This is a genomic window from Helicobacter sp. NHP19-012 (genome assembly GCF_019703325.1).
GTDB classification, from domain to species: domain Bacteria; phylum Campylobacterota; class Campylobacteria; order Campylobacterales; family Helicobacteraceae; genus Helicobacter; species Helicobacter gastrofelis.
This window is the reverse complement of sequence record NZ_AP024819.1, coordinates 930,955-942,364: the sequence shown is the minus strand read 5'-3', so window position 1 is coordinate 942,364 and position 11,410 is coordinate 930,955. Positions and strand designations below refer to the sequence as shown.

General features: G+C 45.7%; 11 protein-coding genes and 1 pseudogene. 7 read left to right on the top strand and 5 right to left on the bottom strand.

Annotated elements, in window-relative coordinates; genetic code table 11:
* Window positions 1-85 precede the first annotated feature (85 nt).
* From K6J74_RS04755 to K6J74_RS04745, 3 genes are all read left to right on the top strand, one after another.
* Window positions 86-478 (top strand): hypothetical protein, encoded by a 393-nt coding sequence (locus K6J74_RS04755; RefSeq protein ID WP_221271164.1) that lies wholly within the window; start codon window positions 86-88, stop codon window positions 476-478.
* 138 nt (window positions 479-616) lie between these two features.
* Window positions 617-1,033 (top strand): hypothetical protein, encoded by a 417-nt coding sequence (locus K6J74_RS04750; protein WP_221271163.1) that lies wholly within the window; start codon window positions 617-619, stop codon window positions 1,031-1,033.
* 20 nt (window positions 1,034-1,053) lie between these two features.
* Window positions 1,054-1,929 (top strand): hypothetical protein, encoded by an 876-nt coding sequence (locus K6J74_RS04745; protein ID WP_221271162.1) that lies wholly within the window; start codon window positions 1,054-1,056, stop codon window positions 1,927-1,929.
* A 42-nt stretch (window positions 1,930-1,971) separates the two neighbouring features.
* On the opposite strand, the gene K6J74_RS04740 is transcribed toward K6J74_RS04745, so the two are convergent.
* Window positions 1,972-3,663 carry an outer membrane beta-barrel protein gene (locus K6J74_RS04740; RefSeq protein ID WP_221271161.1) on the bottom strand — a complete coding sequence of 564 codons (1,692 nt, stop codon included), beginning with the start codon at window positions 3,661-3,663 and terminating at the stop codon, window positions 1,972-1,974.
* A gap of 129 nt (window positions 3,664-3,792) precedes the next feature.
* A complete protein-coding gene (locus K6J74_RS04735; protein ID WP_221271160.1) occupies window positions 3,793-4,785 on the bottom strand; it encodes an alginate lyase family protein in 993 nt (330 codons plus the stop codon).
* Window positions 4,786-5,079: 294 nt separating this feature from the next.
* On the opposite strand from K6J74_RS04735, the gene K6J74_RS04730 reads away from it, so the two are divergent.
* From K6J74_RS04730 to K6J74_RS08580, 4 genes are all read left to right on the top strand, one after another.
* Window positions 5,080-5,424 (top strand): type II toxin-antitoxin system death-on-curing family toxin, encoded by a 345-nt coding sequence (locus K6J74_RS04730; RefSeq protein ID WP_221271159.1) that lies wholly within the window; start codon window positions 5,080-5,082, stop codon window positions 5,422-5,424.
* Between the two features lie 138 nt (window positions 5,425-5,562).
* A complete protein-coding gene (locus K6J74_RS04725) occupies window positions 5,563-6,951 on the top strand; it encodes a mannose-1-phosphate guanylyltransferase/mannose-6-phosphate isomerase (protein ID WP_221271158.1) in 1,389 nt (462 codons plus the stop codon).
* A gap of 290 nt (window positions 6,952-7,241) precedes the next feature.
* Window positions 7,242-7,442 (top strand): GDP-mannose 4,6-dehydratase, encoded by a 201-nt coding sequence (locus K6J74_RS08585; protein ID WP_260321717.1) that lies wholly within the window; start codon window positions 7,242-7,244, stop codon window positions 7,440-7,442.
* A gap of 3 nt (window positions 7,443-7,445) precedes the next feature.
* A complete protein-coding gene (locus tag K6J74_RS08580; RefSeq protein ID WP_260321523.1) occupies window positions 7,446-7,568 on the top strand; it encodes a hypothetical protein in 123 nt (40 codons plus the stop codon).
* A gap of 261 nt (window positions 7,569-7,829) precedes the next feature.
* Here K6J74_RS08580 and K6J74_RS04715 read toward each other — a convergent pair whose 3' ends face one another.
* The 3 genes and pseudogenes from K6J74_RS04715 to K6J74_RS04705 form a co-directional block, all read right to left on the bottom strand.
* Complete coding sequence (locus tag K6J74_RS04715; RefSeq protein ID WP_221271157.1) at window positions 7,830-9,107, bottom strand: MATE family efflux transporter; 1,278 nt, start codon at window positions 9,105-9,107, stop codon at window positions 7,830-7,832.
* A 56-nt stretch (window positions 9,108-9,163) separates the two neighbouring features.
* Entirely contained in the window at window positions 9,164-10,456 is a 1,293-nt protein-coding gene (locus K6J74_RS04710; protein ID WP_221271156.1) for a Na+/H+ antiporter family protein, read from the bottom strand.
* Between the two features lie 3 nt (window positions 10,457-10,459).
* Window positions 10,460-11,376: pseudogene (locus K6J74_RS04705) on the bottom strand (carbon-nitrogen hydrolase).
* Window positions 11,377-11,410: the final 34 nt, after the last annotated feature.

Here is an 11,410-nt window from a genome sequence, read left to right as displayed (position 1 = left end):
GTTGCTTTTATTTCTCTTAAATTGGTGTCCTTGTGTAACAAAAAGAGAGCCAAGACTTTAAAAATGCTTGCAGTGTTTGGGGCTCTTGGCATGGCTTTTACAGCTTGCCAACAGGGGGGCGAGCTTAAGGCATGACTTACGCAATGGCTTTTTTGTCGCCGCTAGTGTGGGCATTTCAAATGTGGCTACAAGCACACAAAAGCACACAACCACGCCCATTTATTCCTCAAGAACTCTCCAAGCCGCAAAGCTACAAGATGAAATCGTTTCTAACATCAACCAAATGAATGTAGCACTTAACGGCATTTGGCAAGTCATTGAGGCGGCTCAGCAGAACACAAGTGCGATCCCTATCCAAAGCATAAACATGCAGTTACCACTCGCTCAATTTAAGGCATTAGCGGCAGAAGTTCAACAAGAACTCAGCCAATTTTCTATAGTCCCCGGGGCTTTGGCAGAGTTGCAAGCAACGCTCTAAGTCCTAAATTTAGAGGCTGAAAAATTACAAAATCTCAGCAAAGCGGACAACACCCCCTCAACTTCTTTTTCTAATTTGCAAGACACAAAGAGCACACCCAACTCCCAAATACAACAAATCGCCTCCATTGTTAAGAACATGCAAGGTGCGCTAAATGAAATCACCACACAAGAGGCGCACATCATGCAAGGTGCCAACAACTACAACTCTGAATACAACACTTGGCAGAACCAAATAAATCAACAAGACGCCTACCAAGCCATTTACAACACTCTTAAAACCGAGTTAACCAACATGGAAAAATCAATCGAAAAAGCCGAAATAGCCGAAAATGGTGGAAATGGTGGAAATGGTGGAACACTTCAAAACACATTAGGTAGAATCGATGGGCTATTGAAAGGTTTTGAAAACATTACAACAAGTAGCGCAGGTCTACAAAAGGTCCTCAGCTCAAAAGATTACGAGGATAATGTAAAACAAGGTAGGCAAGACGCAGAGGGTTGCAAAAACCTAGCAGCTACCCCGAACTTTGCTTCGGACAATCTTTTCCCATAACTAGTCTTCAGCAAATGTCCATGCAAAATTTTTTACAAGTTCTAGGGTGGTTTAGGGAACTGGCTAAATATGCTGAATATGAACAAACGATACTTTCATCATCTGGTCCAGAGGAACAAAAGATACTAGACAAATATATTAATAGTCTGGAGGCAGCTTATCGCTTTAATCTCGGTACAATTCTTGATAGCTCAAACAATTTTTCAACAATCTTAGGCAGTCCACAGAAGTACTTCCCCATCACCCAACAACTCACCCCGGTCTCCGCCCCACATATCCAAGCTCCAAATTTTAAAAAAATGCCCTCTTCTGTAAACATTACGAGCACAAGCTTTATAAACTCCGTCTCCCGTGCCGTAAACAGCACTATCTTTGAAAACAAGGCTTATAACCTTGGTGGAGGTGCTGGCTACCAGCGGTTTTTTAGCAAATACTTTGGCTTTGATGTGTTTGCGCTCGGTGGCTATTCCTTTCTAGTACCAGCCCCCGGTTTTGCGGCACTCAAAAAGCTAGATGTGGGCTATTTGCAATTAACCGCAGACATTTTGGCAGATTTCTATGTCAACAACGATGCGTCTAATGCAAATTTTGCCGGCTTTTATGTGGGCTTTACAGAAAAATTCAATTTTATGGGCACACAAGCACCGATAGCCCCCACCCACGGGGTTTTATACGATTCGCTTATCGACTTTGGCACAAGATACCAGCACAATGCTTGGGTTTATAAACTAGGTGTGAGGATCCCCTTGTATAAGGGCACACCTTTTCGCATGGGCTATCAAGACTTTACCTACTTCATCAACAACACGCCCTCAAACATTGAGGTCTATTTTATGCTTGAAAGACTTTTTGGCAAATGGAGCGGTCGGCAAACAAGACATAGGCGCATTAGGTGAGCGGATAGTAAGCCTAATCTATGGGAGCTAAAGGCTACAGACCTACAAAGAAAACCCATAGTTAAAGAAAACATTAAAATGGGTGCTGCCCTCTTGGATCAGCACCTCGCCCGCATAATCTTGGGTGTTCACCCGAACCCTTAAACTTCTTTGTATCAAGGGCACAGAGACACCGAAACTATACTTAGAGCGTCCGTAGTAGTAATTAAAGCCCGAAACCGCATTCACATTGCCCGTGTCCCTAAAAGTCCGCAGTAAGTTATAGCGATTCCAAAGCCCCCTAGCCCCTACAAAAAACCCCATGCTCGTTTTATCCCTTGCAAAAAAGTTCACCAACATATCCGCCCCAACCCCAGCACCCATTTGCGTGACGGTCTTGGCATAGCCTTTTGTTTTTGTCCAGCCATATTTAAAGAGTGCGTAGTAGGCTAAACCAAAGTAGGGGTTAAAAAATTGCTGATAACCACTTTTGACATTAAAGCCCACAATGGCATCCGTGCTTTGGTTATTCAAGGTGTTAGAGAAACCTTGCATAAAGCTTGCGTAGGGAACAGAGTTGATTGTGTGCGAAATGGGGATCTCGGTGTAATTAATCGGCAACTTATTGGCATGCCCTAATTGCGCCCAAACCTTTTCAGTCAATCTAACAAAACCGGCATCCACCTTTTGGTTGTCGATGGTGTATTGGCTATTGGGGGCATTGGCATAGGTCATGTTGCCGTTGTGGGTGTAATTCTTGGTGTGTGCAAACTCGTGTATAATGGCCTCTAAAGGCTCGTGCTCACGCTCTTTTGTCAAAGTGTCGTAAGTTTTCCACATCCTAGCCCTTGAAGGGTCTATCATCCAAGGTTGCAAACCAAATGACCCCACCCCTCCCAAACCATAGAGATTATATTTTTTCTCATTGATCACACCAAGATCGAGATGTGCTGCTTGGCGGAAAACATCCACCACTACTTGCGGATCGATCTTAGAAGCCACAGCACCTAGTTTGCTAGGATCAAGCCTACCATTTTGCCCGGGAGGTGTCCTATCTGAGAAGTCAAAAGGGGCATTTAAAATTGCCTCTTCAAATTCTTTTGAGCTGAGAACGGAAGTGAGGTTTAAAAGCAAATCCACATATTCGCTCGCTTGTTTGGGAGTGGGGGGCTGCCAATTATTCGTTTTATCCCCATTGGACCAATCCACAAAAGTTCCCATTAGATTAACTTTAATCTGCTCAATCGCCTCCAATACCCTATGCGTGATGACATCGGATTGTGCAGAACTCCTAATCAAAAATTCAGAACCTAAATTGTTCTCCACTTTGGCAATTTCTGGCAAGAGATTAACAGAGAGGGTTGTTTCTATGTGCCCGGGCAAGGATTCTAGCGTCCCAACCTTAACTTCTTTGCCATTGATGTTAGCGTAGAGATCTACATTGTGGAGAGTGTAGGGTAGAAAGTTTTGCAGAGTGAGAGTTTTGTCTTTAAGAGAGATTTTAATGGGGGATAGGGTGCTAAAATCCCTCTTGGGATTTTTAATCACCTTATCTGCAGAGTTGAACATGGTTAAAGCGTGTGCTTTAAGTTGGGCGGTGCTAACAAAAGACGTCGCCCTTTGTTTCTTAGCCAACACCTCGCTACTTTTTAGCATGCCTGTCATAAACCCCGCCTCTATGAAGAAACCACTCTTGGAATCCGCCAAGCATTCACCAAGCCCCACCAACACGAGGGCATAAAGTAACTTACTCATACCACATATTGCTAGCATAAATTTTTTAATTTGTCAAGAGCTAGTGCCATTTGGCATTTTTATTTTAGAATAAAGGCTTCGTAGTTACCCATAAAGAAATGGGGGCACGCCATAAACTTGGCGAAATATCTACCTAATTTTTAAATCATCATTGAACTGCAACCTAAAACGATCGCCCTTAAAGCCGTCTTGTTTAATGGCTTGCTGCCCAGCTGCACTCTTAAAGTATTGGTTTAACAGAAGAAAATAAGCGTCATGGGTTACGCCAATTAAGTTTGGTTGGTAGTAAGGAAAGGTTGTAGGGTCAAGCACCCACTCTGCAGTTTTGTTGTAGGCTTTAAAAAGTTTTTGGGCTGCACGGCTATGCCATAGATCAAAGCCATTTTCTGCAAGTAATTGTCCGGCTACACTGATAGGTGTAAGGGCAAAGTGCGTATAGGCAATTCCCTTAATGCCCTTAGTGGGGCCTCCATTGTAATTAGCGGTGTTGCTGCGCACGATTTCTTTTGCCATCACACCATTTTCATCAATGGCATTTAAAATCCACTTTTGCCACTTATGCGCCATCCTTAGAAGCAGAGCATGATCACCGATTACAAGTGCGCTACTCACACCAAAAAGTATACTCCAAGCCCCGATGTTATTGTCTTTGCTATAACGCGCATACACTAGCATATTACGAGAAAATCGCTCAAATGCAGGGCTAGGAAACTTTGAGCGGATGAAAAGATAAGCCATGTTCATGTAGGGCATGTAGAAATTGATCAAGTTTTCGGCTTCTTTTGAGCCAACCACTTCAAGACTTTGTGCCCACTTCTCCAAGATCTCTTTAGCTCTTTCTCCGTATTCTTTCTTTTCACTGACAAGGAAGCCTAAGGCTAAATCGTAGGACAGAGTGGCCGATCTTTTGAATTCTGCGCTGCATGGATCGGCTTTTCTCTCACCCGTGGGGGTATAATGTGGCAGTGTGTTAAGTTGCGTACATGTTTGGATTTCTTTTCTAAGCTTTCTGTGCAGATGGGTAGAGCGCTCCAAATGAGCAGAGTGAAAATCTCTAAAGAAATATTGCGTGGCTTGCAGAGTGCTTAAAAAATACAATCCTAAAAGTATCATTTTTTTCATCATGTTCCTTACTAATGCATATCTGTTGATTCTACCAATAATCTCACCTTTTGGAGAGGAAGTTGTAATTTTATGGTGGATAATCTAGTATGCTACAATAACACATGAAGACTTGCAAAGGATGGGTATGACAGACTCAGAAGGACCAAAAATGGGTAGGTTTTAGAGATAGGGCCACAAGCCAAGCACATGGCACAAGAATCTAAAGAGGTGCGTACTGCGTGTAGGGCGAGGTTGAATGACCCTGAGATTTTAGCGGTTTATCAACGATTGGCAAAAAAATAAGTGTTTTTTTTGTTTTTTTTTTGTTTTTTTGAAACGGTGATTGAAATCCATGATGAGATATTAGGGCTCACCGAGGGGCTTAAAGATTATAATCTAACTAGCATGGGGTATTTAGAGAGTGTCCTAAACTATATCCGCAACGATAGGCATTGCCCCACTTTTGAGTCTAAACTCGCATATCTTGTCTTTTCATGTGTGAAATTCCATCCATTTTTTGATGAAAACAAGCGCACAGCCGTGTATTTAGCCATACACTTTCTCAAGCTCAATGATAAACCTATAAACAATGATTGTGAAAAATTTTTTGAACCCTTAGTGTTAGACATTGCTACGGATAAGATTGGTAAGGAATAACCAGAGAGGACACTCAAAGAATATCTAAAAAAGGGGTTTAATGACAGATATATTGACAGAATCGTACTTTAAGTCTTATGGGGGAGTTTAAGTCCATTTACGCTAGCATGCGACTTTAGTTTATTTTAGGGGTTTGCTGTGGTGCATGTGGTTTTGAGTGGGGGCAGTGGCAAGAGATTATGGCCTTTAAGTCGAGAGCACTTCCCTAAACAATTTTTAAAACTCTATGGGGAGCAAAGTTTATTTGGGTTGGCTTTGGAGCGTTTGAAATCCCCCAACGCAAAATTTTTAGTGGTGTGTAACGAGGTGCATTACTTCCACGCCCTAGAAGAGATCACAAAAGCCCATTTAGAAAAGCACACGCAATTTTTGCTAGAGAGTGCGGGTAAGAATACGATGAACGCCTTAATGCTTGCCGCCCTAGCTTGCGACTCTAATGAGATTTTAGTCATCAGCCCCACAGACCACATAATGGATAAAGAGGCATTCAACACTGCCTTACAAACCGCCCTAGATTGCGCCAAAAATAACCATATGGTGCTCTTTGGCATTGCTAAGAAGCCGAGCAACCAATACGGCTTTATGCGCTGTGAAAAGGCACAAAATGGGGTGTGTGCGGTGTTAGACTTCATAGAAAAGCCAACCCCCGAAGAGATTGCCAAATTGCAGCAAGAGGACGGAGATTTTTATATCAATAGTGGCATGTTTGTCTTTAAGGCAGGGGTGTTCTTAGAGGCGTGCAAACAACACGCCCCCCAAATGTTGGAGGCGTGCAAAAAGGTTTACCTCAGCGCCAAGAAACTGCCCACCATTTTAAAATGCGAGGATATGGCAGATCTAGAAGAGGGCAGCGTGGATGTGTTGTTGTGGCAAAAGTGCAAGGGGTTAAAGCTCGTGCCCTTAGATGCCCATTGGCAGGATGTGGGGCATTTTGCGAGCTTGCAGGCGAGTTTGCCCGCCGATGATGTGGGCAATGTGGCGCACCAAGGCACGCTTTTAAACCTACACGCCAAGCACAACTACACCTACAGCACGCCCGATAAATTGGTGTGTTTGCTAGGGCTTGAAAATTGCGTGGTGGTGGATAGCAAGGACGCTTTGCTAGTCGCCACAAAGACGCATTTAGATCATTTAAAAGAGCTTGTGCTGTGCGTGGGGGAGAAATACCCCAATCTGCTTAAAACCTACCCCCTAGAATACCGCCCTTGGGGTAGTTTTGAAGTGCTGCTAGAGCGTCCTTTTTTTAAGGTAAAACTCTTAGAGATCACCCCACATAAACGCCTGAGCCTTCAAAAGCACCAACACAGAAGCGAGCATTGGGTCGTGGTGGAGGGGGTGGCGAGCGTGGTGGTGGGCGAAAAGTCTTTAAGTGTGCCCACCAATGAGAGCGTGTTTATCAAACAGGGGCAAATCCACCGCCTTGGCAACGACACAGACCAGCCCCTAAAAATCTTAGAAGTGCAATGCGGAGCAATCCTAGATGAAAACGACATTGAACGCTTGCACGATGACTACCAAAGACCTTAGAGGATAAAAAGACCACCCTCATCGCAGGCATTATAGGATAGGACGGGAGCTATTTAGCCCACTTCTACTAGATTTGGCTATGCAGGCATTAAAAGGTTGTTTGTCTTTTCGCCGCCCGTATAGACGCGATTTATGAAGACATCCTTGCCCATAAACTGCTTTTTGCACTATGGCGATTTGATCGACCCAAGCAACAAGCTAGCTTAGTTGCCAAAGTCTAGCCCGCAAAATGAAAACACCCCCTTAACCCACGAAGCCCCCACGCCGTAGCTAAACTCTACGCCTATTACATCAGCAAGAAGCACTGCGAAGCCTACAACATGTTTGCGCTCAATGGGATTTTATTCAACCACGAAAGCCCCATGCGGGGCGAAACCTTTGTAACGCGTAAAATCACCATGGCACTTAGCCGTATTGTTTTGGGACTACAAGAGTGCTTGTATTTAGGTATTTGGATACTAAGAGGGTTACGGGCACGCCAGGGACTATGAGCCATGCGCTTGATTTTACAACACAGCCAGTCGGTGGATTATGTGGTGACGAGCGGACAGACGATGAGAATTAGGGATTTCGTTTTAATGGCGTGTGAAAAGCTAGGGCTCAAGCTCGAGTTTTAAGGCAGTGGGCTAGATGAGAAAGGGTGTTGATAATTTTAAATCTAGCCCGCTTTTAGACAGTCTCAAACTTGCTCCGCTTAAAAAAGGGTGTGTGCTACTTAGGGTAGATCACCACTACTTCCGCCCATAGAGGTGAATTTACTCCCTGGCAACCCTCTAAAATTGAAAAAGAGTTAGGCTAGCAAAGGGAGTTTAGCGTGCAAGATTTGGTGCTAGACATGCTCCAAAGCGATTTAAAACGCCCCCATAAAGAAGCTCTAACTAGGTAGCAAAACGCCCGGGCTTTTTCCATATACCCTTTTTGTAGGCAATGTAAAAAAAGCCCGCCCGTGCAAAGGTTTCCAAACAAATCAGCACAAAGAACCAACGCACTGAAAGCCCCAAACGCCAAAAGATAAACATGGGCAAAATCCGCAAACTCCACAAGCTACAGGTGTTGATGAACAGCGATACCTTCGCCATCCCCGCCCCCCGAAACGCCCCATCGAGCACAAACAAGCAAATTAAAGGCATTTGCGACACCCCCACCGCCATTAAATACCACGCCGCCACCTGCACAACCTCCTTATTGGTGCTAAAGATTGTGGCTAGCTCTTTGGCAAAAACAATCATCCCCACGCCCAAGAAGCCCAGCCCCACCCCCGCCACTTTTAAAGTCGTGCGGATATACTCTTGCGCTCTGTTGACTTGATTTGCCCCCAAATGCTGCCCCACCAACACCATACACGCAATGGTGAAGCCAAGACCTGGCATGTAGCTAAAGGTTTCCACCCTTAAGCCCACTTGCATGCCCGCCAGCACTTCATTGCCATAACTTGCCACGAACTTAGACACCAACGCCATAGAAAAGAGGGTCAAGAGCCTTTCAAAACCCGAGGGCCAGCCCACTTGCCAAGCTTTCTTAAAGAGGGTGTTGTCAAAGACCAAGCGGAACTTTAAGGGGTTGTGCTTTTTAAGACTAATGGCTAAAAAGAGCAGCAAGAGCTCTATAACCGCCACCGCCACGCTCGCCACCGCTGCCCCCTTAATGCCAAGGCGCGCAAAGCCAAAATGCCCAAAAATCAAGGCATAATTTAAGAACAAGCACAGCGCACTCATCACAATTTTAAGCACAAAGGGGGTCAGGGTGTCAGACAAGCTTGCGAGTGCGCTTGCCATCGTGTTTTTCACCAAGAGGGCGGGCATCGCCCAAATTAAAATCTGTAAATACTCTTTGGCTAGGCTTCTTGCTGTGCCAGCAATTCCCATCCACTTGACAAACGTATTAATGCCAAGAAAGCCGGCCACCCCAGCCGCCGCACACAGCACACACGCCCCGATTAAAATGCTTGAGTAGCCTATGGCGACCAATTCGATATCCTTTGCCCCCACGAGGCGGCTTAAAGTCGCGTTTGTGCCTATGTAAAAAATGGAGTTTAGGGCGTAGAAAAGCATGATGTATTGCAAGCCCACGCCCATGGCTACAATATGGTTGTCCGAAAGCCGTCCCATGAAAACCACAGACACGGCGAGCACAAAAATTTCTAAAAAGTTATTCACCCCTGAGGGGATCGCCAGCTTTAAAATGCGCCTTAAACGCCACCATTTTTGCGCTTTTATAATAGCAACGCTCCCACTATGCCAAAGACCATGAGGGGGATATTGTAAACCAAGAAAGTGGGGATACAAGTGTCGTAGATGTGGTTGTGCTGCTGGTCGGCGTTTAGCCCCGTGGTCGGTCCTATGGTGCTATCTGAAGCCGGTGAGCCTGCATCGCCTAAGCCCGCTGCGATGCCTATAAGCAGGATTGTTGCTTTTGTGTCAAAGCCCAAAGCCACACATAGGGGGCAGTAAAAGGTGGCGATGATGGGCAGAGTGCCAAAGGAAGTGCCTATGCCTAGCGTGATGAATAGTCCAATCACTAGCATGATAAGAGCCCCCGCAAACTTACCTGAGATCGCCCCACTGGCGATATGGACTAAATCCGTGATCGCATGGGTCTTTTGCAAAACTTCGCCAAAGCCCGAAGCCACGAGCATGACAAAGGCGACAAACGCCATCATTTTCACGCCCTCATCAATCACCATGTCCATCTGTCTCCACTTAATCACCCCCCCCACGAGCATCACCATAAGCCCAATAAACGCCCCAAGGGGCAAAGACCCCGTGAGGATCTGCACCACAAAGGCGAGCACAATGCCCACTAAAGCAAGATAGTCCTTTTTTTGCAGTTTCAGCTCTTCATGGGTGCTGCTTTCTAAGCGGTCCTCATAAATACGGGGCTTTCTATACAGCACCAAGATCGCTACCACAAGCCCGCAGAGCATGGCTAAACCAGAAATAGACATGACGGCCACCACTTCGCTAAGGTTGGTTTGTATGCCGTTTTGGTGTAGATTATCCACGATCAAATTTAGAAAAATCAGCCCAAAGCCCGCTGGGATGGTCATGTAAGGGGCTTGCAAGCCAAAGGTGAGCGCACACGCCACCGCGCGCCGATCGACTTGTAGGCGGTTCATTAAATGCAAGAGCGGGGGGATTAAAATGGGGATGAAGGCGATGTGCACGGGGATCAAATTTTGCGAAAAGCACGCAATGAAGGCGATTAAAAAGCAAAAAATCGTGCGTTTTTGATCCAACCAACCCACAAGCTTAAACAAAACCACCTTCATTAAATTACCGCTGGAAATCGTTACAGCCAAAGCCCCGAGCAGAATATAACTTAAAGCGGTTTCTAAATTGCCTTGCATGCCATTAATCATAATTCTTGTGGTGTCTACAAGCCCAAGCCCCCCCATAAGCCCACCCACAAGTGTGGCGCTGATGATCGCAAGCAAAATATTCAAGCGGGCTAAACTAAGAGCCACCATGACAAGCACGGCGATAACTGCGGGATTTGTGAGCAGCAAAACCTATCCTTTATCCACAACCCGTCTTATGAGGGGTTTATAAGTGTCGATGCGCCGATCCCTAAAAAAAGGCCACATTTGGCGCACTCTCGCGCTTTCATCCAAATCAATGCAGGTATATAAAATCTCTTCCTCAAAGCCCGCTTGGGCTAACTCTTTGCCAAACGCCCCAAAAATAAAACTAGAGCCAAAAACTCTAATCCGCTCGTCTCCCCCGAAGGGTCAGCCTCAAAGCCCACCCGATTAGAGGCGATCACGGGGATCGTGTTGGCGATGCTGTGCCCCCTTTGCACCCCAATCCACGCCTGCCTTTGTAAATCTTTCTCCTCTAAATCCTCGCTCTCTTCATCACAAAACCAGCCGATCGCACTCGGGTAAATCAAAATATCCGCCTTTTGTAAAGCCATAAGCCTTGCTGCCTCTGGATACCACTGATCCCAGCACACCAACACGCCCAAACTCCCCACACTGCTAGCAATGGGGGCGTATCTATCCCCTGGGGTGAAATAAAATTTTTCATAAAAGCGGGGGTCATCGGGGATATGCATTTTTCTTTGCACCCCGAGTAACTTGCCATTTTTCTCAAACACCACGGCGCTGTTATGATACACCCCCACCATGCGCTCCTCAAAGAGCGAGCCGACCAACACCACCTCGTGCGCCTTAGCCAGCCCACTTAAAAAATTGCACTGCGCCTTAAACTCCCGTGCCCATGCAAAATACTTAGCGTCCTCGTGTTGACAAAAATAAGGGTAGGGGTGCAACTCGGGCAAGACCACTAAATCTAAATGGGGGTGCTTGGCCTTGGCCTTGGCTAAAAGCGTGGCGATGTGCTCTAAAGTGGCTTGCACACTGCCCTGATAGCCGTGCTGTAAAATCGCAACTTCGATGGTGTTTAAACTAAAATCTACAAAATCCATGTGCGCTCCCTAAAAAACAAATTATAACAAAAAA

Excerpts from the sequence above, each read along its gene's own strand:
- K6J74_RS04750 (WP_221271163.1), top strand. The coding sequence starts at position 617 with ATGCAAGGTGCGCTAAATGAAATCACCACACAAGAGGCGCACATCATG.
- K6J74_RS04745 (WP_221271162.1), top strand. The coding sequence starts at position 1,054 with ATGCAAAATTTTTTACAAGTTCTAGGGTGGTTTAGGGAACTGGCTAAA.
- K6J74_RS08580 (WP_260321523.1), top strand. The coding sequence starts at position 7,446 with ATGCGCTTGATTTTACAACACAGCCAGTCGGTGGATTATGTGGTGACG.
- K6J74_RS04740 (WP_221271161.1), bottom strand. The coding sequence starts at position 3,663 with ATGAGTAAGTTACTTTATGCCCTCGTGTTGGTGGGGCTTGGTGAATGC.
- K6J74_RS04735 (WP_221271160.1), bottom strand. The coding sequence starts at position 4,785 with ATGAAAAAAATGATACTTTTAGGATTGTATTTTTTAAGCACTCTGCAA.